Genomic DNA, 21,062 nt, shown 5'->3' on the forward strand with positions numbered 1-21,062 from the left:
ACGATCGCCCTCCTTTCGGTCTTTCAGGCTGCGGCTCAATCGTCGTCGGACGACGAGTTCGACGAACCGTTCGAATTCGAGTTGCTGTTCGAATTGGAATTGCTGTTGGAATTCGAGTTTGAGTTTGAGTTTGAGTTCGAGTTCGAGTTCGAATTGGAGTTGGAGTTGGAATTCGAATTCGAGTTGCGGTTCGAGTTGGAATTCGACGAGCTGTTGGAATTGCGGTTCGAACTCCAGCTGCCGCGACGGTCGTCGTCGCGGTCGCGGCCATAGCGCGCCTGGCTCGCCTTGCTGGTGCGCGTCATCTTCTGCAGGAAGCGGTAAACCGGGTCGTCGGCGACGGCGGGCGCGGGGGCTGCGGCGCCGACCACCAGGAATGCGCTCAGGATTGCGATGACCTTCTTCATGGTGTTTCTCCTTTGAGTGACAGCCTCGTTGGCTGCGAGGGAGAAACGGCGGCGGACAATTCTTATTCCCGATAAAACGGAAATAATTTCAATATGATAGTCTGTATCTTCGGCGCATGCGGCATCGCCGCCGCTACGGGGCGCAGCGACGGCCAAGGCGATTTATCCGGCTCAAAATCTACCGCTGGGCGCGGGCGAACTTGCGATACCAGCCGTCGGCGGCGAGCGTCTTGCGCAGGATCGTCTTGCGCACGGCGCCCTCCGGCGGGCTTTCTGCACGAATGTCCGCGTCGAGATCCGAGGCATCGCGGCGGAAGGGGATGACCTGGACGATCGGCGTGCCGCGTTCCAGCATATGCAGGCCGTCCTCGCCGATGGCGAAGAAGGGGAAGTGGATTTCCGACTGGTAGGTATCGGTGTCGACCACGCCGGCGACGATCTCGAAGACGCCGTTCGGCCGGTTGAGCGGCGGCACGAACAGGCAGCTCCAGCCGGGCGGCGTGCGGATGGTCCAGTAATTGTGGAACTTGCAGGGCGGCAGCGGCTCGCGCGGATTGCCGGCGACCTGGTGGCTGGCATGGTTGCTGACCAGCGTGCGGTCGAAATCCCAGCCGCAATCGACCGTCTTGCCGCCGTCGGAGATTTCCATGCGCACGCTCGCCGCGAGCCCGATCACCCAGCCGGCGGCCATGGCGTCGAGGAAAGGCATGCAGCGCTTCACGGTGATGCCGCTGTTGGTGGGCGAGACCTGCGTCTCGTCGATCGCGGGCAGTTTGCGGAACCAGTCGGGCAGCGCCGTCTTGGCACGCACGGGGGCGGGGATCACGCCCTCGTCCTCCTTGCGGCAGAGAAAGGTCAACCGGGGCTGCGGTTTCTTCAGAAGGGCCAGTGCCATCGCTGTTCTCCTCATCAATCGATGGAAGAAGAACGGCGACGGACGAAGCCTATTCCCGGCGGTGCGAAAAATTTTCGACCGGGCGTCAGGTGACCCGGTAGAGTTGGACCGGCCGCTTCGGCGCGCGCTTGATGATGCCCTTGGCCTCAAGGTCGAGCTGCACGGCCTTCATCCACCAGCCCGCCTTCTGCCGCTCGGGGAAATCCGTCTCCGAGAGGTGCGGCAGCAGAGCCTCCTGCGCCTGGGCGACCGTCATGCCCGGCGCCGTGTCCGGCAGGGCGGCAAGCAGCGCCGCGCGCATCGCCATGTATTTCGTGCGGTCGAGCCGTTCGGTGCGGCCGGGCGTGTTGATGTTTTCGACTTCAATCTTGTCAGACATCGATCGTCCCCCCGACAGCGATTTTCGGATTGCGGAAGCCCATGGCGATCCAGGCCGCCAGGAGCTTTCCATAGAAGGCGACCGTGTGGGTCTTGAGGTTGGGCATGTCGGCCGGCAGGCCGGACCGGTCGGCGAGGTCGCTCGTCATGGTGCGCAGCTCCACCTTCGGTCTCTGGGCTTCCGGCCAGAGGTGCAGGTAGAGGCTCAGCCAGTGCGCGCCCTTCATCTCCAGGAACATGGGCGTGTTGCAGCAGGTGGCGACAACGCGGCGCGAGCCGGCGGTGGGGGAGAGGCGGAATTCCTTGAGGTTTTCCGCGCCCGACAGGATGCGGACCCGATCCTTGCGGTATTCCGCGGCCGGTGTCGCGTGATAGGCGGTCAGCGTGTTCTTCGCGCCGGGAAGGGTTGCAAGCCTACCGGCGGCGGCCCGGCAACTGTTGCACAGGCATTCGGAAACCAGGATCGGGCTTCCCTGCACTTCAAGGCGCGTCTGGCCGCAGGCGCAGCCGATATGGGTTGTTCTGCGCATCTCAGTCATCCTCCGTGACGTTGAACAGGTATCGAATGTATCGTTCCAGATGGTCGAGGCTTTCGCGGGCGAGCGCGGGGTCGTTGGCCGCCTTCGCCAGGATGAAGCCGCCCTGGAGAACGGCCTGCGTGTGGCGCGCCAGGCTCTCGGCCGTCCAGCCGGTCGTCGTGATGCCGCGCTTGCGCCGCGCCATCTCGATATCGGCCTCCAGCGTTGCCGTGTGACCGAACATGCTGCGCCCGCAGGCATCGCGAATATCGGGCGAGCTCACAAAAACCTCCTGCGCCATCGTGCCGACGAGGCAGGTGAATTCCTGCAATTCGCCCGCGATGATCGCCTTGCGGAAGGCGACATAGGCGAGCACCCGCGCCAACGGCTCGCTCGGGCCGTGATAGGGCGCAGCGGCGAAATAGGCCGACGTCGTCTCGCCCCAGAACTCCGCGGCGGCCACCCCGAGAGCCTCCTTGCTCCCGAAGTGATGGAAGAAGGCGCCCTTGGTAACATCAGCGGCCTTGCACAGGTCTTCGATGGTGGTTGCCGCGAACCCCTTTTCGCGAATGATGTCGCGTGCGGCCTCCAGGAGGCGGATCCGCGCATTGCCGCGTTCGGGCGATTGTTTGGTCGGTCTGGACATGCGGAAAACATACCATACGGTCGGTATGAGTCAAGCATGAATTGATATCAACATATTTGCATCTTTCTACCGAACGCAAACGGCGCTGAACCGGCCTCGAAGGAAGCCGGTTCAGCACGTTGTATCGAGTTTAGGGTGCGAGCGCCTTGAGTTCCTCTTCGGCGGAAAGCGGGGCGCCGGCCTGGATCGAGGTGAGATAGGCGTCGATCGTCTCCTGCGAGGAGGCGGGCACGTAGCCTTCGGCCTGCGGGGTCGTCAGCGCCAACCGCGTCGCCCAGGCGCCGTTCTGGCGGCAAGCGACGGTCAGCGTGCTGCTCGCCTGCCGCTTCAGCTCGTATTCGCGGCAGAGTTCGCCGCGCTCGTCGCGGAAGGAGGCGACGACATGCAGCACGGCGCCCGAAAGCGTCACGTCCCGGCCGGACGCCTCGCGATCAAGGGCGGCGGCAATCTCGGTGCTGGCATCCGTCGCGGACGGCCCCATGCGGCCGAGCGTGAAACCGATGACACCTGTCACCACCGCCACGAGACTGGCCGCAACCGGCATGAGCCAGCGCCGCGCCATCGGCTGCGCCGCCTGTTGCGGTTTCGGGCGGAAGGAAACGATATTGTCCCGAGGTGCCTGCGCGTCCGCCGCCATCTTGCGCACCGAGGCCAGCAGCGCCTCGGGCACCGGCTCGTCGATCAGCGGCTTCAGCGCGTCGCCCACCAGCCGGCGGCTGTCGAGGAAGACGGCGAGCCGTTCGGCCAGCGTCTCGTCGGTTGCAAGCGCCTCTTCCAGCGCGAGGCTTCGTGCCTCGTCCAGCTCGCCATCGGCGAAGGCCATCAATGTCTCGTCGTCGAAATCGTCTTTGTTCATGAAACGCCGCCTTTCGTATCGGGCGAACGTCTCTCGCCAAAACTTATTCCCGTCAGCTCCATCAGATTTTTTCGCGCGCGGGCGAGACGGCTCATCACGGTGCCGATCGGGATGGCGAGAACCTCGGCCGCATCGCGGTAGCTGAACTCCTCGACGCAGACCAGCACCAGCACTTCGCGCTGTTCGTCCGGCAGCTTCTGCAGGGCGATGGTCACTTCGGCGAGATCCATGCGGGCATGGGCGGCGGCCTCGCCGGAGGGCACGGAGACGTCGCGCGCCTCGTCGATGTCGTCATGCGGGCCGGCGGTCTTCAGCCGGCGCAGGTGGTCGATCCACAGGTTGCGCAGGATGCGGAACATCCAAGCGTCGAAGCGGCTCTCCGGCGCAAAACTGTCGGCGGCAAGGATGGCGCGCTCGCAGGCTGCCTGCACCAGATCGTCGGCGAGCTCCCGCGACCGGCAGAGCGAGATCGCGAAGCGTCTGAGGTTCGGCAGGAAGGCCACCAGCCGTTCCGGCACCGTCGGCATGTCATTCGTCATGCGATTTCTTTGGCACGCCATGGAATAAGCTGTCGAGTCAAACGTATGTCAGGATACCAGTCACCGATCCGGCCCACCCATCCGCCACGGAGAACGACCATGCCGAGCCGCCTTGCAGCCCTCTCCGGACGCCTCTCCCTCCTCGCGGCCCTGACTCTGGCCGGCACGGTGGCGCTGCCTGCGCCGGAGGGCGGCTTTGCGCCCGGCGTCCCCTTGGCGCTCGCCGACGACGATGATGATGGCGGGGACGACGATGGTGGCGGCAGCAGCCGCGGCGGTCGCGGCGGCGAGTGGCAGCCGAAAGCGCGGGGCGACCTGCGCTCGCTGTTCCGCTGGCCATCGCGCGACGTGCGGCGTGCGCCCGTGCGCCGTGCCGTGGTGGCGGTGCCGGACCAGACGCCGAACGAGATCGTCGCGACCGGCCTTGACGACGATGCCATTGCCGGCCTGGCGCAGGACGGTTTCGTCGTGGACGACCGGGTCGAGATCGCGCTCATCGGCGGCGAAATGGTACGCCTCATCGTCCCGCAGGGCATGACGCTCGATGCGGCCCGCGCCGCCGTCTCGGCCCGCAGCGCTTCGGCGACGGTGGATTTCAACCACTTCTATCAGCCGCAGGCCGGGGAAAACGCTGCCTGCGTGCGGGAAGGCTGCGCGCTGGTGCGCCATATGGTGGGGTGGCCGACCGGAGAGGCGGGAAGCGGTGTGGCCTGCCTCAAGCCGCAGCGCATCGGCCTCATCGATACGGCGATCAATGCCAAGCACACGGTTCTCGCCAATGCTCGGCTGGAGGTTCTCGACCTCGGCGGCGGGGAGGGCGCGCCCTCGGGCGAACAGCACGGCACGGCCGTGGCGGCGCTGCTGGTCGGCGCGCCGGGCAGCCGCGTGCCGGGCCTGCTGCCGGGCGCGGAATTGATCGCCGTCGATGCCTTCCAGCGTTTCCGCAAATCCACCGACATCGCCAATGTCTACGACCTCGTGCGCGCGCTCGACCTGTTGATCAAGCGTGACATCAAGGTCGTCAACCTGAGCCTGACGGGGCCGGAAAACCTGATCCTGAAGCGCGCCGTCGAGGCCGCCGCCGACCGGGGAACGATCCTCGTCGCGGCCGCCGGCAATGATGGACCGAATGCCAAGCCGGTCTACCCCGCCGCCTACGAGGACGTGATCGCGGTGACGGCGGTGGACACGGCGCGCAATCCCTATCGCCGGGCCGTGCGTGGGGACCATATCGATATCGCTGCTCCCGGCGTCGGTGTGTGGACCGCGGCGTCGATTTCCGGCGCGCGGCAGAAGAGCGGCACGTCCTTCGCTGCCCCCTTCGTGACGGCCGCCGTCTCCATTCTGCTTGCCGAAAAACCCGGCCTCTCGCCGCAGGAGGTCGAGGCCGAGCTAATGAAATCCGCCGAGGATATCGGCAAGCCCGGCAAGGACGCCATCTACGGCTGGGGGCTGCTCAATGCGCGCACACTTTGCGGCAGCGGCTGAAATTCAGGCTTCCTTGTTCCCGCCGCGCTGCACCACCACGCTCAGCAGGGCGAGCAGGCCCGATCCCACCATCAGGAAGAACGAGACGGCGTTCAGCACCGGCGTCGAGCCGACCTTCACCATGCGGTCGTACATGGTGATGGTGAGCGGCGCGTCAGAGCCGACCAGCATCAGCGTCGTGTTGAAATTCTCGAAGGAGACGAGGAAGGCGACGACGAAGGCGGAAAACAGCGCGGGCATCAGGTAGGGCAGCGTCACCGTCATCAGCACGCGCAGCCGCGTGGCACCGAGATTGAGTGCGGCCTCTTCCAGCGCTATGTCGAATTTCCGGAGCCGCGCGCCGATCACCAGCGAGGTGATGGTCGTGAGGAACGAGAACTGGCCGAGGATGACGAGGAAGATGCCAGGGCGCAGGAAGTCCCATTCGATGCCGAAAGTTTCTTCGAGGCCGTTGGCGATCATGCTGGCGAAGACGAGGATCGAGATGCCGAGGATGACACCGGGAATGACCAGCGGCACGATCATCATGATGTAGAAGATGTTCTTGCCGGGGAACTGCTTGCGCTCGAACAGGAAGGCGTTGCAGGTGCCGGCGGCGACCGCGAGCGCGGAGACGGCGACGCCGATGATCAGCGAATTCTGCAAGCCGCGCAGCAGGCGCCGGTCATGGAACATGCCGATCTTCGGCTCGGTGCTGCTGAAGAACCAGTCGAGCGTAAAACCGTTCCAGGGCAGAGCGGGGAACATCGAATCGTTGAAGGCGAACATGCCGGCGGCAAAGAGCGGTGCCGCCAGATAGACGAGGAACGCCAGCATATAGAAGCGATAGACCCACCGGAGGAAGGACGATTGGGGAGCCGCGACGTTCATGCTCAGTCCTTTGCGACGGTGGAGGCGAGGTTCTGGCCGGTCAGCCGCAGGCCGAGCCAGACGACGAACGAGGTGAAGACGAGCAGCAGCACGCCGAAGGTCGCGCCGGACTCCCAGTTGTACCGCGTCACGAACTGCTCGTAGATCTGCTCGGTGAACCACATGCTGTTCTTGCCGCCGAGCAGGATCGGCGTGAGATAACTGCCGGCCGTCAACATGAAGACGATGATGCAGCCGGCGACGATGCCCGGCATGGCATAGGGCACGACGATGCGGCGGAAGACCGTGAGCCGGCTGCCGCCGAGATTGTAGCCGGCCTCGATCAGCGAATTGTCCATGCCGTCGAGCGTCGAGACGAGCGGCACGATCATGAACAGCACGACCGTGTAGACGAGGCCCATCACCACCGTGGCGTCGTTATAGAGAAATTCCACCGGGCCGCTGATCAGGCCGATCTTCTGCAGGAAGGACGAGACGAGGCCGGTTTCGCGCAGGATGACGATCCAGCCGAAGGCGCGCACGAGGTCGCTCACCCAGAGCGGGATGAGGCACATCAGGAAGAGCGCGGCGCGCGAGCGGCGCTGCGCGATCTTGGCGATGTAATAGGCGACGGGAAAGCCGATGATGAGCGCCATCACCGTGACGAGGATCGACATCCAGGCGGTGCGCAGCAGCGTGTTCCAGTAGATCGGCTCGCTGACGAAGGCGGCGTAGTTGGCGAGCCCGAAGGTGTATTCGCCCGGCCCTACTTTTTCCCGCAGCGAAATATAGCCGATGCCGAGCTGCGGCAGGATGATCAGCAGCACGATCCACAGCGCGAAGGGGGCGAAGAGCAGGATGAAGGAGAGTTTTCCGATGTCCGTGCGTGGCATCGCCGTTACCTCGACACGCTGAAGCAGCGGCCGTGGCCGTGGCTCCAGCCGATATCGACGGCCGCACCCGGCACGATGCGGCCGGTGCCGTCCATCACGGCCTGGCCGACCTCGACGAGGTTGCCGCCCTGGCTGCGCACGAGGATGCGGCTGCTGGCGCCATTGAAGAGCAGGCTTTCGACGGTGCCCGCCAGCCGGTTCTCGCTGCCCGCACCGACCGAAAGCACTTCGGGCCGCACGAACAGCTCGACCGCGCTGCCGGCCGCAATCCGGTCGTCGCCCGCCTGCGCGATCGCCTCGCCGCCGCCGTCGAGCGCCACGCGCACCTTGCCGTCCGAAACGGAAAGCGCGCGGCCCGGCCAGCGGTTGCTGTCGCCGACGAAGCCGGCGACGAACCCAGTCTTCGGATCGTTGTAGAGCTCCTGCGGCGAGCCGATCTGCTCGAACTGGCCGGCATTCATCACCGCCACATTGTCCGACATCAGCAGGGCTTCCGACTGGTCGTGGGTAATATAGAGGAAGGTCGTCTCGAACTGGTGCTGCAACTGCTTGAGCTCGATCTTCATGCGCTCGCGCAGCTTGAGGTCCAGCGCGCCGAGCGGTTCGTCGAGCAGCAGCACGTCCGGTTCGAGCACCATGCAGCGGGCAATCGCGATGCGCTGCTTCTGGCCGCCGGAAAGCTGGGCGACCTGCTTTTCCTGCGTGCCGGGCAGGCCAACGCGGTCGAGCACGGCGGCCACCTTGCGGCTGATATCGGCCTTGTTCTCGCCGCGGCAGCGCAGGCCATAGGCGATGTTCTCGCCGACATTCATCATCGGGAAGAGGGCGAGATGCTGGAAGACCATCTTGACGGGGCGCTTGTTCGGCGGCGTCGAGAGCACGGATTTGCCCTTGATGCGAATGTCGCCGCTCGTCGGCTCCTCGAAGCCGGCGATCATGCGCATCAGCGTGGTCTTGCCGCAGCCCGATGGCCCGAGAATGGAGAAGAACGAACCGCGCGGAACGTTGAAGGACACGCTGTTGACGGCGGTATAGGCCCCGAAGCGCTTGCTCAGGCTTTCGCATTGAAGGTCGTGCATGGAGTGCTCGCAAATCAGAGCCGCAGGGCGGCTTATTCTGACGCCAGCCGGCCGAGGGAAGGCCCCCGACCGGCTGGCGTCAAGTCCTGGGACGGATCAGTTAGACGTGGCGGCCTTGATGCGCTCGAGCGCCTTGCCTTCCATGTCTTCAAGCCCTGCCGGGATGTTGGCGAAGAATTTCAGGTTCGCCAGATCCTTTTCGTCGAAGGCGGCCTGCACGGCGGCCTTCTTGTCGTCCGGCAGCAGGTCGATGCCGTTGCTGACGGCCGCGATCGCACCGGTCGAATCCGACATCAGCTTGACTATCTCGGGCTTCATGACGAAGTTGATCCACTTGTAGGCGGCGTCGTCAGCTTCGCCCTTGCGCGGGATGACGAAAGTGTCGATCCAGGCGAGCGCACCGGTTTCCGGCGGCACGTAGACCAGGTTCTTGTTCTGGCCGTAGAGCTTGAAGGCCGTCGAATCCCAGGCTTCCGAGACGACGACTTCGCCGGAGAGCAAGAGCGTCGACAGGTCGTCGCCGCCGTTCCAGTAGGTCTTGACGTTGTCCTTGCAGGAAATCAGCTTTTCCGTGACCTCGTCGAGCATCGTCTGGTAGGCCGCCTTGTCGCCGTAGAGCGCGAAGGGGTCCTTGCCGAGCGCGAAGGCCGTGCCGAGCAGGATGGTACGGCGCAGGCGCATGGAGGTGCGGCCCTTGTATTCCGGGTTGCAGAGGTCGCCCCAGCCCTTGACGTCCGGCGCCTTGGAAACGTCTGCGACGATGCCCGAGGTGCCCCACTGGTGCGGCACGGCATAGAGCGCGCCGTCGATCGTCGCATTGGCCTTCACACCTTCGAGAAGGTTCGGCGCGAGCGAGGCCGTGTCGATCTTCGACAGGTCGAGCGGCTTGTAGATGTTGTATTCCTGCTGGGCTGCGAAGATGCGGTCATGGCTCGGCTGGGCGAGGTCGTAGCCGGCACCGCCGGTGGCGCGGAGCTTGGCGACCATTTCCTCGTTGTTGGAGAGCGTCACCTCGACGGTGATGTCGGGGTTCGCTTCCTCGAAAAGCTTGATGACGTTGTCTGGCGCGTAACCGCCCCAGGTGAGCAGGCGCAGGGTTTCGGCCTGGGCTGCGGTGCTTGCGACGAGCAGGGCAAGCGCCGTCGTCGCGGCGAGCGCGAATTTGGTTTTCATGCTGTTCTCCTCTTCCATTTGGCTGTTGAAAGTCGCCGTTTTTCCGGCGTTCTTTTCTGCTGAGGACCATCTCACTCCCGACGATGGTGCTCGATTCCCGATTTTTTAGCCGTTGGCATCAAAGAGTGAGATTGGCTTCCCCGAAAGGTCCATTATCTCCTTGCCGTAAGACCATTATGACGTTCAGTTTATCTTCGCCGCTAAGCTCTTGGTCCGCGTGTAGCTCTTGAGCGCCGCAAAGCCCTTTTCGCGGCCGAAACCCGACAGCTTGTTGCCGCCGAAAGGCACCTCGATGCCGCCGGCAAAATATTCGTTGATGAAGATCTGGCCGGCGTCGATGTCGCGCGCCATGCGGTGGGCGCGGCCGAAATCGCGGGTGTAGATGCCGGCGACGAGGCCGAAATCGGTGCCGTTGGCGATGGCGACCGCTTCTTCTTCTCCGTCCACGACCTGCACGGACAGCACCGGCCCGAAAATCTCTTCCTGGATCACCGGGTCGTCCGCCTTGACGGCATCGAGAATGGTCGCCTCGAAGAACCAGCCCGTGCCGCTCTCCTGATCCAACGCGCGACGGCCACCGGCGGCGACCGTTATGCCGCGCTCGCGTGCCCCGTCCACATAACCGGCGACCTTGTCGAGATGGGCGGCGGAGCTCAGTGCCCCGACCTGTGGTCGGCGCAGGCCATGGCCGATTTTCAGGGCGCCGGCACGTGCTGCGATGCGCTCCACCAATTCCGCATGCACGCCACGCTCGACGACGAGGCGGGAGCCGGCTGAGCAGATCTGCCCGGCATTCTCGTAGATCGCGCCGAGCACGCCTTCGACGGCGGCATCGAGGTCCGCATCGGCCATGACGATGACCGGCGACTTGCCGCCGAGTTCCAGCACGACGCTGGTGACGTTGGCGGCCGCCGATTGCATCACCCGGATGCCCGTCGGCACGGAACCGGTGAAGGTGACGTGCCGGACATCCGGGTGCGACACCAGCGGTCCGCCAGCTTCAGCGCCGGTGCCGGTAACGACGTTGCACACGCCGGCGGGAAGGCCGGCGCGGTGGAGGATGTCTGCGAGCATCAGCGCCGTCAGCGGCGTCTGTTCCGCCGGCTTGGCGACCACGGTGCAGCCGGCGGCAAGCGCCGGTGCGATGCTGCGGGCCGCCGTCGACAGCGGATAGTTCCATGGGATGATATGGCCGGTGACGCCCACGGGCTCCTCGATGGAATAGCCGATATAGTCGGTGCCGAGCGGGAAGGTGTCGCCCTGTATCTTGTCGGCCGCGCCCGCGTAATATTCGAAGCAGCGCGCCGCACCCGCGACGTCGCCTTCCGCTTCCTGCAAGGCCTTGCCACTGTCTAGGCTTTCCACCACGGCAAGCCGCGCGGCTTCCGCCCGGATGATCTGCGCGGCGCGGAACAGGATCGCACCCCGGGCGCCGGCCTTGGTGCGTCCCCAGTCGCGCTGCGCCTTGCGGGCGGCAGCGACGGCGCGGTCCACGTCGCTCTCATCACCGGCGGCGAAGGCATGGAAGGCGCGGGCGGAGCCGGGGTCGAAGGTCTCCATCGTGCGGTTGCCGGAGGCGGCCACGAAGGCGCCGTCGATGAAATGGCCGTCGGGCAGGCCGGTGAGCGTGCCGGTCGAAAAATACTCGCTGACGAGGGTTTCGGTGCTCATGTCAGTTCGCCTCGCTTGCCTGGTAGCTCGACTTGGCGAGCCATTCCGGATCGATTTCCACGCCCCAACCGGGTTCGTCCGTCACGGTCGCCTTGCCGTCGACGATGTCATAGGGCGACTTGCGGAACAGGCCGTCCTGCCAGGGGTAATAATCCTCGCCCTCGATCGAGAATTCGAGATATTTGCCGGCATTCGGGATGGCGCGCAGCAGGTGCATGGTGAAGAGCGTCACCATGGAGAGGTTGGCGGCATGCGGCGTCACCGGAATTCCGGCGACTTCGGCCATGCGCACGACCCGCAGCGTGCGGCTGATGCCGCCGAGATAACAGATGTCGGGCTGCACGACATCGACGGCCTTCATCTCGATCATGCGGCGCCAGGTCGGCAGGTCGCAATCCTGCTCGCCGCCCGTCACGTCCATGTCGAGCGCCTCGGCCACTTCCTTCGTCTGTTCGAGTTCCCAATAGGGGCATGGTTCCTCGTAATGCACGAGGCCGTTGTCCTGCATGATCTTCCCGACCTCGATGGCGCGGGCCGGCGAGTAACAGGAATTGGCGTCGGCCAGCAGGGCGGCACCTTCGCCGACGGCCCTGGCGATCGTCGGGATGATCTCTTCCGTGCGGCCCGGCCATTCGTCCTGGTTGCGCCCGCACTCCGCGCCGACGCGGAACTTGAAGGCATCAAACCCGTATTCGCCCCGCAGTCGCCTGAAGCGCTCGGCCTCGTCGGCTGGCGTGATGTCGCGCTTCATCGAGGAGGCATAGGCGCGCAGCGGACCGGCGGAACCGCCGAGGAGCGCCGCCACAGGCTTGCCGGCATGCTTGCCGCGCAGGTCCCAGATCGCGGTGTCGAGGCCGCACATGGCACGGTAGAGATAGGAGCCCGGAAACTTGTGCTCGCGCTCGAAGATGCGGTCGAGATGGTCGTCCAGGTCGACGATCTCGGCGCCGATCGTATAGGGCGCGACCTGGCGGTGCAGCACTTCGGAGGTGATGTCGGAATTGTAGGTCGAAACCTGGCCCCAGCCGGTCGCACCGGTCTCGTCGGTCACCCGGACGAAGCCGACATACCGGTTGCAGAAGGTCTCGATGCGCTTGATCTTCATGACGCTCTAACTTGTCTCTGGGCCAATCCGGCTGGCGGATGGCGTAATGTGGATGGGCACTTGACGCCGCGAATTGGTATGACAATCATCGCAAAGTCTTTGAGCGGTAAGGTCCACTTTGCATTATGTAGCGGACCATTATTGCGGGCGGACGACAGGTCGGGAGTGGGGAATGGTGAAGTATCCGGGCGGCGCGCTGCTGCCCACGTTGCATTTCGACCGCACGTCCCGCACGCCGATCAGCGCGCAGCTCTGTTCGGCGCTGCGCGAGATGATCCTGTCGGGCGAGCTGCCGCCGGGCGAACGCCTGCCCTCCAGCCGGACGCTGGCGAAGGACCACGCGGTCTCGCGCACCACGGCGATCAGCGTCTACGAGCAACTGGCCGCCGAAGGGCTGATCCGTTCCAGCATCGGCGCCGGGGCCTATGTCGCCGAGACGCTGCGCGACGGCCGGCCCGTCGCGCCGCCGGAAAGCAGACCGGACGAGATCCGCAGCCCGCCGCGCCTCGCGCAATTGAGCGCCGATGCCTCGGAACACTATTTCCCCCGTCTGGCGCATCCGGAAAACCCGCGGCCCTTCATCACCGGCATTCCGGCCTTCGACGAGTTTCCGATGGCGCTCTGGGCAAGCATGGTCACGCGCTACTGGCGCCAGCCGCGCAACCTGCTGCTGGGTTACCCGCCGCCGGAAGGGCTGATGGAACTGCGCCGGGCCGTGGCGATGCATCTGCGCGCCAATCGCGGCATTACCTGCGAGCCCGAACAGGTCTTCATCTTCAACGGCGCGCAGGATGCCTTCAATCGCATCGGCAACACGCTGCTCGACCCCGGCGACACGGTCTGGATCGAGAATCCCGGCGCGATCGGCGCACGCAACAGCCTGATTTCCTCGGGCGCCAAGCTCGTGCCGCTCAGCATCGACGAGGAGGGCATCAACGTGGCCGAGGGGCTGGAGGTCGCGCCGGATTTCCGCCTCGCCTTCGTGACGCCCGCCCACCAGCATCCGCTCGGCGTGACGATGAGCCTCCAGCGTCGCTTCGAGCTGTTGCGCGCGGCGGAACGCGCGGGGGCCTGGATCATCGAGGACGATTATGTCGGAGAATTCCACTATGCCGGCCATCCGCCGCCGACGCTGAAGAGCGTCGATACGTCCGGCCGCGTCATCTATGTCGGCAGTTTTTCGAAGACTCTGTTCGCCGCCCTTCGCCTCGGCTACGTGGTGGCGCCGCCCGAGCTGGTCGATATATTCTACCGGATCGCCGGGGCGACGTTGCAGGGCTCGGCCGCCAGCCTGCAATCGGTCGTCGCGAATTTCATCGAGTGCGGGCATTTTTCCAGCCACATCCGGCGCATGCGCCGGGTCTATGCCGAACGGCTTCAGGCGCTGCTCGATGGTGCTGAAAAACACCTTGGCGGCATGCTGGAGGTCGCACCGACGGAAACGGGTTTCCATACGGTCGGGCGCCTCGCGCCGGATTTCGACGAACTCGCCGTCGCCCGCCGCGCCGCCGAGCGCAACGTGCTCGTCTCGCCGATCAGCCGCTTTGCGATCACCCCGGTCAGCCAGCGCGGCCTGATCCTCGGCTTCAGCTCAGCCCCGCCGCGCATGATCGCAAGTGCTGCGGAAACCCTCGCGCTTACCCTCAAGGAGATGCGCAAGGAACAGGCGAAGGGCCGCCTGACCGCCTAGCGGGCGGCTGCCAGGATGAGGTCTGCGCCCTTTTCGCCGACCATGATCGTCGGTGCATTGATGTTGCCGGCGGTAATGCGCGGGAAGATCGAGGCATCGACGACACGCAGCCCATCGACACCATGCACCCGCAGACGCGGGTCGACCACCGATGTCGCCGGCTCCGGCCCCATGGCGCAGGTGCCGCAGGGATGGAACACCGAGCCGGAGCGCTGGCGGATGTCCGCGACAAGATCCTCGTCGCTGGTGATGTCGGCGCCGGGCTTGATCTCGTGCTTGATAATCTCGCGCATCGGCCCGGTTCCAGCCAGCCGCCGCAGGAAATGCGCGGCTTCCAGCAGTTCCTGCACGTCCTCGTCCGTCGAGAGATAGTTCGGCCGGATTTCCGGTGCTGCGAAGGGATCGGCGGAGCGGATAGCGAGTGCGCCGCGGCTGGTCGGGTGGCAATTGGAGACGCCGACGAGAAAGCCGGAGAACGGGTCCGGGCTCATCAGCGCGCGCCGGCCGGGGATCGCCCGCGTATAGCTGACGGGCGAGAAATAGAGCTGCATGTTCGGCCGCGTGCGTTCCGGGCTGGTGCGGAAGAAGCCGCCGCCCTGGTTGACGCTGAGCGACAGGGGGCCGCTCCTCGTCAGCACGTAACGCAGCCCCACCGCCAGCCGGCCCCACCACGGCCGCAGCACGTCATTCAGCGTCGGCCGCTGGCTCGCATAGAGATGGTCGAAGCCAATATGGTCCTGAAGGTTGCGCCCCACCTGGTCCGCCGCATGCACGACCTCGATGCCGTGGCGCTTGAGCATCGCCGGCTCGCCGATGCCGGAAAGCTGGAGGATCTGCGGCGTGTTGACGGCGCCGGCGGAGAGGATCACCTCGCGGCGCGCACGGATCTGGCGGATTTCGTTGCCCCGCCGGTATTCGACGCCCTTCGCGCGGCGACCCTCGAACAGCACATGCGTGACATGCGCGGCCTTGATCACATGCAGGTTCTCCCGGTCGCAGGCGGGCGCCAGATAGGCCGTCGCGGTCGAGCAACGAAAACCGTTGCGCGTGGTGATCTGGTAGATGCCGATGCCTTCCTGCGTCGCGCCGTTGAAATCCGGATTGCGCGCCAGCCCGGCCTCGATGCCGCCGGCGAGGTAGTTTTCACAAAGCGGATGCACGACCTTTTCGATGTTGGTGACCGTCACCGGTCCGCCCGCGCCGCGCCAGGAATCGGCACCGGCGACATTGTCTTCCATGCGCTTGAAGACGGGCAGCACGTCGTCATAGCCCCAGCCCGGATTGCCGAGCGCCCGCCATCCGTCAAAATCCTGCGCCTGGCCGCGAATGAAGACCATGGCATTGATCGAGCTAGACCCGCCGAGCACCTTTCCGCGCGGCCAGTAGCTCTGCCGGTCGGCGATGCCGGGTACCGGTTCGGTCAGGTACTTCCAGTTCAATGTGTTGTGGTAGAAGGCCTTGCCGTAGCCGATCGGCATGCGCACCCAGAAATTCAGATCGCTGCCGCCGGCCTCCAGCAGGGCCACGCGGTATTTGCCGTTTTCCGAAAGCCGGTTCGCCAGCACGCAGCCCGCCGATCCCGCGCCGACGATCACGTAGTCGAAGTCTTCCATGTCCCTGCCAGGTCTCCCGCCATGCGATGTCCAAGCCTATTGCTATATCGGAATTGGCCTTTGCGTCAGCGTCCATTGCGAAAGGTTCAGGATACCAGTCCGGGCGCGCCAGGAAGCTTTTCTTGACATATAATGTCATGTTAAATTAAGCGCGTGCCGAGACGGTCGCGGACGGCCGTTCCATGTTCAAGGCGTTCTGGCGATGTCGCTGTCCTTCATTCCCGAATTTACGGCGCGGGGCGACCGGCCGGCCCTCGTTTTTCCCGGTCATCGCATCGTTACCTATGCGGAACTCGCCCGGCGCATTTCGCGCCGCGCCGCTCTGTTCGGCAACGGCCGCCGGCTCGTGGCGATCGAGGCGGGCACCTGCGAACACGCCATCGTCTCCTATCTTGCAGCCCTTGCCGCCGGCCATGCCGTGGCCCTGCTGCCGCCCGGCCAGCCGGCGCTCACCGAGCGTTTCTGCGAGGATTTCCGGCCCGAAACCGTTTGCCGCTTCGTCGGTGAGCGCTGGCGCACGGATGCGGACATCCACCTCGCACCCGAACCGCTCCACCCGGACCTCGCCCTGCTGCTCTCGACCTCGGGCTCCACGGGCGTCAGCAAGAGCGTCCGGCTCTCCGCCAACGCTTTGGAAGCAAACGCCCGGTCGATCGCCAGCTATCTGGAGCTTTCCGAGGCCGACCGGGGCCTGCTGCTGCTGCCGCTGCATTACTCCTACGGGCTCTCGGTCCTGAACTCCCATCTCGCCGTCGGCGCCAGCCTGTTCGTGCCGCGCCATTCGGTGCTGGAGGATGGTTTTGCCGAAGACCTCGCGGCGCACGGCGTCACCAATATTGCCGGCGTGCCCTTCAGCTACGACCTCTTCGAGCGCATAGGGCTGCGGGCGCACGCCCTGCCGGCGCTGCGCTTCATGACCGTCGCGGGCGGGCGGCTCTCCCCCGATCTCGTCACCCGCTATCGTCGGCACATGGAAGACCGCGGCGGTCGGTTCTTCGTCATGTACGGCCAGACGGAAGCGACCGCCCGCATCGCCTACATGCCGCCTGAGCGCCTTGCCGGGCAGGAGGATTGCATCGGCGTCGCCATCCCGGGCGGCCGGCTCTCGCTGATCGGCGAAGATGGCGCGGAGATCGTCGGGGCGGGCGTTTCCGGCGAGCTGGTCTATTCCGGCCCGAACGTCATGATGGGCTACGCGACCGGCCGGGACGATCTTTCGCGCGGTGCGGATATGGACGACCTCAGGACCGGCGATCTTGCCGAGCGCACCCACGACGGCGTCTTTCGCATCGTCGGGCGCCTCAAGCGGCTGTCGAAGATCGCCGGCCTTCGCATCGCCCATGACGCGATCGAACAGGCACTCGCGCGCGATGGCCTGGACGTCGTCGTCACCGGCACGGACAGCCGGCTCACCGCCTTCTTTACCGGCACAGCGCGGGAGGAGGAGGTTCGGGCGAAGCTCGCGGCGGCAAGCGGGCTGACGCTGCTGCATGTGGCGACCCGGCGCATCCCCGCATTGCCGCGCACGGCCAACGGCAAGCTCGATTATGCCGCACTCGCCGCCCTGCCGCCGCATGAGGACCCCGCATCCGGCGGCGTGCGCGAAGCCTTCCGGCGCGCCTTCTTCCCGAAAGCCATCACCGGCACGGACAGTTTCACCACCCTCGGCGGCGATTCGCTGCGCTTCGTCGAACTTTCGATCGGGCTGGAGCGCGCGCTGGGCGCCCTGCCGGAGGGCTGGGAGCGAATGACGGTCGAAGCGCTGGCCGCCCGCGAGCCGCAGAAGGCCGCCATGCCGCGCGTCGGCATCGATATTCCACTCCGCGTCGCCGCCATCCTGCTGGTGGTGCTGCACCATGAGATGCTCTGGCCGATCCCCGGCGGGTCGGCGCTGATGCTGGTTCTGGTCGGCGTTTCCCTGGCGCGCTTCCAGCCCGGCAATTTTGCGATTGGCGACTGGAAGGCGATGCTCAGGCCGCTGATGACGGTGCTGGTGCCCTATGCCGGCGTTCTGGCCGGCTATGCGGCGGCCTGGGGACAGGTGCCCTGGGCCTCGGTGTTCCTCGTCGGCAATTTCGGCTTCGCCGACCCGGAAAGCCACACGATGCTGCCCTATCTCTACTGGTTCGTGGAACTGTTCACGCAGATCCTGCTGATCTTCACCGGGCTCGCCTTCCTGCCGCGGGCGCGCGCCGCCGTGGCGCAAAATCCGTTCGCGGCGGGGCTTTGCGCGCTGGCCATCGCGCTTGCCGCACGTTTCATCGCACCGTTCTTCGTCGATATCGGCAACCGGCAGATTTTTACGCTCTACTGGAACCTGTATCTCGTCGCACTCGGCTGGTGCGCCTTCCACGCGCCGGGGCCGCGCAGCAAGGCCTTGCTCGTCGGGCTGGCGGCGGTGCTGTTCTTCATCCTCGGTTTCGTCGATGGCGTGTGGATCGGCACGGCGATCAAGTATCTCATCGTCTTTGCCGGCTTCGTCGCGCTCGTCTATGTGCCGGCGGTGCCCATGCCGCGCTGGCTGTTCCTCCAGCTGATGCCGGTGGCGGCAGCCAGCTACCACATCTACCTGTTCCACCGGCTGGTGCCCGACGTGATGATGGTGCCGCTGCACGGCACCGGCATCGCGCCCGCTCTCTTCCACATCACGGCGATTGCCGGCGGGCTGGCGCTCGGCATGGCGGTCTGGTTCGTCCAGCGCACCGCCATCCGCCGGCTTGCGGCATGGCGCTTTGAGGCGCCGTCGGCCTCCATCCTGACGGCGGTCAGGTCGCCGCGGCCATGACGAGCGGGGCTGCGTGCAGGTAGCGGGCAACCTTGCGCTTGGCGGCGATATCCGCCCAGACCAGCTCGACCTCGGCTTCCTTGAGGCCCGTTGCCGCGGCGATCTCTGATGGCGGCAGGGCGTTTTCCACGCCGTAGAGGCAGACGTCCATCTTGTCGTAGGGCAGCGCGAAGTAGAACTCTTCCTGCGTCTGCGGCAGCGAATAGGTGTCGGTCGTCGGCGGGCGGGAGAGGATTTCGGCCGGCACGCCGAGATGGGCGGCGAGCTGGTAGACCTGTGATTTGTAGAGATGGGCGATCGGCTTGATATCGGCCGCGCCGTCGCCGTTCTTGACGAAGAAACCCTGGTCGTATTCCAGCCGGTTCGGCGTGCCGAGCACGGCGAAGTTCAGCCGGTCGGCGTGGTAATATTCGAGCTGCTTGCGGGTACGCTGCTTCATGTTCGTCGCCGCGACGATGCCGAGATACGCGCTTGCCGAAAGTCGCACCTTGCGCATCTCGCCCTCCGGCGAGCGCACGACGAGCGAGGAGATATTGTAGCCGCCCGTCGTCATCGTGCTGTCGAAGACGATCTTGGAGGCCCAGCCGGTTCCATATTCCGGCACGGCCTCGCGGATGAAGGCGTCGCGCCGCTCATAGCAGCCCATGGCGGCGAGCGACGGGCCGATATCCTCCAGAATGCTGTCGATGCCGAATGTTTCCGCCACGCTGCGCCCCAGCCGCAGGCTTTCCGGGTCGGAATCGTTTTCCGGCATGAAGAGGGCGAAGACGTTTTTCGCGCCGAGTGCGCGCACGGCAAGGGCCGCGCAGAGGCTGGAATCGATGCCGCCGGAAAGGCCGAGCACCAGTCCGCGTTTGCGTAAGTCGAGGCGCAGCCGCTCGCGCATCCAGCCGGTGATGCGCTCCACCTCGGCGGCGGGATCAAGCACGAGCGGGGCGAAGGAGGGGACGGTCATGCGGTCGATCCTGTCGTGTTGGCGGCGAGCCGGCGGCTTGCCTTGCCGGTGTCGGTTCTGGGCAGGGTGTCGCGGAATTCGACGGTCTTCGGGACCATGTGGTCTTCGAGGTTCTGGGCGCAGAAGCGCAGGACTTCGCGCTCGGTGAGCGCCGCATCGGAGGCGACGATGATCGCCTTCACGGCCTGCCCGAGCACCTCGTGCGGAACGCCGACGACCAGTGCCTCGGCGATGCCGGGCATGCGGCACAGCACGTCCTCCACCGCCTGCGGCGCGACCTTCTCGCCGCGTGACTTGATGATGTCGTCCGTGCGCGCGACGAAGGTGAGGTAGCCGTCAGCATCCGCGGTGAAGAGGTCGCCGGTGTGGAGGCGCAGCGCGCCGGTCCGCGGATCCGGCCGGAGCGCGCGGCGGGTCGCGGCCTCGTTCTGCCAGTAGCCGCGCATGACATGCGGCCCGCTGATCACCAGCTCGCCAACGGTCCCGGGCGCCACCGGCTCGGCCGCTGCGTCGACGACTTCGGCGCGTGTGCCCGGTATGGCGATGCCGACCGATCCGCGCCGGGCGTCGATTTCCGCCGGCGGCAGGAAGGTGGCGCGGGTACATTCGGTCTGGCCGTACATGCAATAGAGCGAGACGTGCGGCAGCAAGGCCCGCAGCCCGTCGAGATGGGCGAGCGGCAGCGGGGCCGCGGCGCTCGTCACGTAGTGCAGGCTGGCGAAGAGGGAGGGATCGAGATCGCGGGCCTGCAGCATCATCGCGGCCATCGCCGGCACGAGCGGAAAGCCGGTGACGCGTTCGTCGCGGATGCGCTCGAAAATGGCTTGCGGAAAGGCAAAGGATTTTTCGATGACCAGCGTCGCACCGGTGAGCATGGCGGTGACGAGCTGGTTGAGCCCGTAGCCGAACGACATCGGCAGCACGACGACGATGGTGTCGGAGGCATCGTTTTCGAGATAGGCGGTGATGGAGCGGGCCGCGGCGTCGATGTTGTCGTGGGCGAGCATCACGCCCTTGGGTTCGCCGGTCGAGCCGGAGGTGTAGATCAGCGCGGCGAGATCGGTATCCGGCAAATTTTCGGAGGCGAACGGGAGGGCCTCAACCCCAGCATCGAAACTGCCGGCGTCGCCAGTTACGAGGCGGGGCAGGGAGGCAAGTTCGGCAACCTCCTTGACGCGTGCTTCGAGCCGGCCTTCCACGATCGCCAGTGTAGGGCGGCAATCGCGTGCGATCTGCGAAAGCCGCACAGTCTTGGTCGCCGGATTGACCGGGCAGATGACCGCACCGGCAATCCAGGTCGCGAAGACGGCCACGGCGGCCTGCCAGCCGTTGTCGAGCAGGATGAGCACGCGGTCGCCCCGCCCGACGCCTCGGCTGCGCAGCGTCGTCGCCATGCGGCTCGCAAGATCGAGGAACCGGTCGTAGCTAAGGCGCATGTCCCCCGCGACGATTGCCGTCTTGGCGCCGTCCCGGCTGGTACTGTCCTCAAGATATTGCTCGATCCGCATGGCCGTTTCCGCCG

The 21,062-nt window shown here is 65.7% G+C and carries 19 protein-coding genes; 3 read left to right on the forward strand and 16 right to left on the reverse strand.

Annotation, left to right across the window (positions count from 1 at the left end; translation table 11 throughout):
• Positions 1-35 precede the first annotated feature (35 nt).
• The 7 genes from GB927_RS09290 to GB927_RS09320 form a co-directional block, all read right to left on the reverse strand.
• Positions 36-407: a hypothetical protein gene (locus GB927_RS09290; protein WP_256116453.1), complete on the reverse strand. Its 372-nt coding sequence runs from the start codon at positions 405-407 to the stop codon at positions 36-38.
• A gap of 178 nt (positions 408-585) precedes the next feature.
• Complete coding sequence (locus tag GB927_RS09295) at positions 586-1,302, reverse strand: DUF6065 family protein (RefSeq protein ID WP_256116454.1); 717 nt, start codon at positions 1,300-1,302, stop codon at positions 586-588.
• 85 nt (positions 1,303-1,387) lie between these two features.
• Positions 1,388-1,681: a DUF6958 family protein gene (locus GB927_RS09300; RefSeq protein ID WP_064329371.1), complete on the reverse strand. Its 294-nt coding sequence runs from the start codon at positions 1,679-1,681 to the stop codon at positions 1,388-1,390.
• Positions 1,674-2,210, reverse strand: coding sequence for a GFA family protein (locus GB927_RS09305; protein WP_256116455.1), 537 nt, complete (start codon positions 2,208-2,210; stop codon positions 1,674-1,676). Before GB927_RS09305 ends, GB927_RS09300 begins: the two co-directional genes overlap by 8 nt.
• 1 nt (position 2,211) lies before the next feature.
• On the reverse strand, positions 2,212-2,844 hold the full coding sequence (locus GB927_RS09310; protein WP_256116456.1) for a TetR/AcrR family transcriptional regulator: 633 nt from the start codon (positions 2,842-2,844) through the stop codon (positions 2,212-2,214).
• 130 nt (positions 2,845-2,974) lie between these two features.
• Positions 2,975-3,700, reverse strand: a complete 726-nt coding sequence (locus tag GB927_RS09315) for an anti-sigma factor family protein (RefSeq protein ID WP_256116457.1) — start codon at positions 3,698-3,700, stop codon at positions 2,975-2,977.
• Positions 3,697-4,239 carry an RNA polymerase sigma factor gene (locus GB927_RS09320; RefSeq protein ID WP_064329375.1) on the reverse strand — a complete coding sequence of 181 codons (543 nt, stop codon included), beginning with the start codon at positions 4,237-4,239 and terminating at the stop codon, positions 3,697-3,699. Before GB927_RS09320 ends, GB927_RS09315 begins: the two co-directional genes overlap by 4 nt.
• Positions 4,240-4,338: 99 nt before the next feature.
• Between GB927_RS09320 and GB927_RS09325 the strand changes: the two genes are divergently transcribed.
• Positions 4,339-5,727, forward strand: a complete 1,389-nt coding sequence (locus GB927_RS09325; protein ID WP_256116458.1) for a S8 family serine peptidase — start codon at positions 4,339-4,341, stop codon at positions 5,725-5,727.
• Positions 5,728-5,730: 3 nt separating this feature from the next.
• On the opposite strand, the gene GB927_RS09330 is transcribed toward GB927_RS09325, so the two are convergent.
• From GB927_RS09330 to GB927_RS09355, 6 genes are all read right to left on the reverse strand, one after another.
• Positions 5,731-6,597 (reverse strand): ABC transporter permease, encoded by an 867-nt coding sequence (locus GB927_RS09330; RefSeq protein WP_256116459.1) that lies wholly within the window; start codon positions 6,595-6,597, stop codon positions 5,731-5,733.
• A 2-nt stretch (positions 6,598-6,599) separates the two neighbouring features.
• On the reverse strand, positions 6,600-7,469 hold the full coding sequence (locus GB927_RS09335; protein ID WP_256116460.1) for an ABC transporter permease: 870 nt from the start codon (positions 7,467-7,469) through the stop codon (positions 6,600-6,602).
• Positions 7,470-7,474: 5 nt separating this feature from the next.
• Positions 7,475-8,548 carry an ABC transporter ATP-binding protein gene (locus GB927_RS09340; protein ID WP_256116461.1) on the reverse strand — a complete coding sequence of 358 codons (1,074 nt, stop codon included), beginning with the start codon at positions 8,546-8,548 and terminating at the stop codon, positions 7,475-7,477.
• 96 nt (positions 8,549-8,644) lie between these two features.
• Positions 8,645-9,721, reverse strand: a complete 1,077-nt coding sequence (locus GB927_RS09345) for an extracellular solute-binding protein (protein ID WP_256116462.1) — start codon at positions 9,719-9,721, stop codon at positions 8,645-8,647.
• Between the two features lie 183 nt (positions 9,722-9,904).
• Positions 9,905-11,392: an aldehyde dehydrogenase family protein gene (locus GB927_RS09350; RefSeq protein WP_256116463.1), complete on the reverse strand. Its 1,488-nt coding sequence runs from the start codon at positions 11,390-11,392 to the stop codon at positions 9,905-9,907.
• Position 11,393: 1 nt separating this feature from the next.
• Positions 11,394-12,497 (reverse strand): mandelate racemase/muconate lactonizing enzyme family protein, encoded by a 1,104-nt coding sequence (locus tag GB927_RS09355; RefSeq protein ID WP_256116464.1) that lies wholly within the window; start codon positions 12,495-12,497, stop codon positions 11,394-11,396.
• Positions 12,498-12,669: 172 nt separating this feature from the next.
• Between GB927_RS09355 and pdxR the strand changes: the two genes are divergently transcribed.
• On the forward strand, positions 12,670-14,187 hold the full coding sequence (gene pdxR / locus GB927_RS09360; RefSeq protein ID WP_256116465.1) for a MocR-like pyridoxine biosynthesis transcription factor PdxR: 1,518 nt from the start codon (positions 12,670-12,672) through the stop codon (positions 14,185-14,187).
• Here the strand turns inward: pdxR and GB927_RS09365 are convergent.
• Entirely contained in the window at positions 14,184-15,800 is a 1,617-nt protein-coding gene (locus GB927_RS09365; protein WP_256116467.1) for a GMC family oxidoreductase, read from the reverse strand. The genes pdxR and GB927_RS09365 overlap by 4 nt on opposite strands.
• Before the next feature lie 202 nt (positions 15,801-16,002).
• On the opposite strand from GB927_RS09365, the gene GB927_RS09370 reads away from it, so the two are divergent.
• Positions 16,003-18,585: an AMP-binding protein gene (locus GB927_RS09370; protein ID WP_256116468.1), complete on the forward strand. Its 2,583-nt coding sequence runs from the start codon at positions 16,003-16,005 to the stop codon at positions 18,583-18,585.
• Here GB927_RS09370 and nadE read toward each other — a convergent pair.
• Both nadE and GB927_RS09380 read right to left on the reverse strand, forming a co-directional pair.
• Positions 18,566-19,540, reverse strand: a complete 975-nt coding sequence (nadE, locus tag GB927_RS09375) for an NAD(+) synthase (RefSeq protein WP_256116470.1) — start codon at positions 19,538-19,540, stop codon at positions 18,566-18,568. The genes GB927_RS09370 and nadE overlap by 20 nt on opposite strands.
• Positions 19,537-21,048, reverse strand: a complete 1,512-nt coding sequence (locus tag GB927_RS09380; protein ID WP_256116471.1) for a class I adenylate-forming enzyme family protein — start codon at positions 21,046-21,048, stop codon at positions 19,537-19,539. The genes nadE and GB927_RS09380 overlap by 4 nt, the downstream gene beginning before the upstream one ends.
• Positions 21,049-21,062: the final 14 nt, after the last annotated feature.

It is taken from the genome of Shinella lacus, from assembly GCF_010994755.1.
Classification (GTDB): domain Bacteria; phylum Pseudomonadota; class Alphaproteobacteria; order Rhizobiales; family Rhizobiaceae; genus Shinella; species Shinella lacus.

What these genes read in the sequence shown, in the direction of transcription:
- GB927_RS09305 (WP_256116455.1), bottom strand. Translation starts at nt 2,210, where the DNA reads ATGCGCAGAACAACCCATATCGGCTGCGCCTGCGGCCAGACGCGCCTT.
- GB927_RS09345 (WP_256116462.1), bottom strand. Translation starts at nt 9,721, where the DNA reads ATGAAAACCAAATTCGCGCTCGCCGCGACGACGGCGCTTGCCCTGCTC.
- nadE (WP_256116470.1), bottom strand. Translation starts at nt 19,540, where the DNA reads ATGACCGTCCCCTCCTTCGCCCCGCTCGTGCTTGATCCCGCCGCCGAG.
- GB927_RS09370 (WP_256116468.1), top strand. Translation starts at nt 16,003, where the DNA reads ATGTCGCTGTCCTTCATTCCCGAATTTACGGCGCGGGGCGACCGGCCG.
- GB927_RS09380 (WP_256116471.1), bottom strand. Translation starts at nt 21,048, where the DNA reads ATGCGGATCGAGCAATATCTTGAGGACAGTACCAGCCGGGACGGCGCC.
- GB927_RS09335 (WP_256116460.1), bottom strand. Translation starts at nt 7,469, where the DNA reads ATGCCACGCACGGACATCGGAAAACTCTCCTTCATCCTGCTCTTCGCC.
- GB927_RS09295 (WP_256116454.1), bottom strand. Translation starts at nt 1,302, where the DNA reads ATGGCACTGGCCCTTCTGAAGAAACCGCAGCCCCGGTTGACCTTTCTC.
- GB927_RS09315 (WP_256116457.1), bottom strand. Translation starts at nt 3,700, where the DNA reads ATGAACAAAGACGATTTCGACGACGAGACATTGATGGCCTTCGCCGAT.
- GB927_RS09300 (WP_064329371.1), bottom strand. Translation starts at nt 1,681, where the DNA reads ATGTCTGACAAGATTGAAGTCGAAAACATCAACACGCCCGGCCGCACC.
- GB927_RS09340 (WP_256116461.1), bottom strand. Translation starts at nt 8,548, where the DNA reads ATGCACGACCTTCAATGCGAAAGCCTGAGCAAGCGCTTCGGGGCCTAT.
- GB927_RS09290 (WP_256116453.1), bottom strand. Translation starts at nt 407, where the DNA reads ATGAAGAAGGTCATCGCAATCCTGAGCGCATTCCTGGTGGTCGGCGCC.
- GB927_RS09330 (WP_256116459.1), bottom strand. Translation starts at nt 6,597, where the DNA reads ATGAACGTCGCGGCTCCCCAATCGTCCTTCCTCCGGTGGGTCTATCGC.
- GB927_RS09320 (WP_064329375.1), bottom strand. Translation starts at nt 4,239, where the DNA reads ATGACGAATGACATGCCGACGGTGCCGGAACGGCTGGTGGCCTTCCTG.
- GB927_RS09365 (WP_256116467.1), bottom strand. Translation starts at nt 15,800, where the DNA reads ATGGAAGACTTCGACTACGTGATCGTCGGCGCGGGATCGGCGGGCTGC.
- pdxR (WP_256116465.1), top strand. Translation starts at nt 12,670, where the DNA reads ATGGTGAAGTATCCGGGCGGCGCGCTGCTGCCCACGTTGCATTTCGAC.
- GB927_RS09325 (WP_256116458.1), top strand. Translation starts at nt 4,339, where the DNA reads ATGCCGAGCCGCCTTGCAGCCCTCTCCGGACGCCTCTCCCTCCTCGCG.
- GB927_RS09355 (WP_256116464.1), bottom strand. Translation starts at nt 12,497, where the DNA reads ATGAAGATCAAGCGCATCGAGACCTTCTGCAACCGGTATGTCGGCTTC.
- GB927_RS09310 (WP_256116456.1), bottom strand. Translation starts at nt 2,844, where the DNA reads ATGTCCAGACCGACCAAACAATCGCCCGAACGCGGCAATGCGCGGATC.
- GB927_RS09350 (WP_256116463.1), bottom strand. Translation starts at nt 11,392, where the DNA reads ATGAGCACCGAAACCCTCGTCAGCGAGTATTTTTCGACCGGCACGCTC.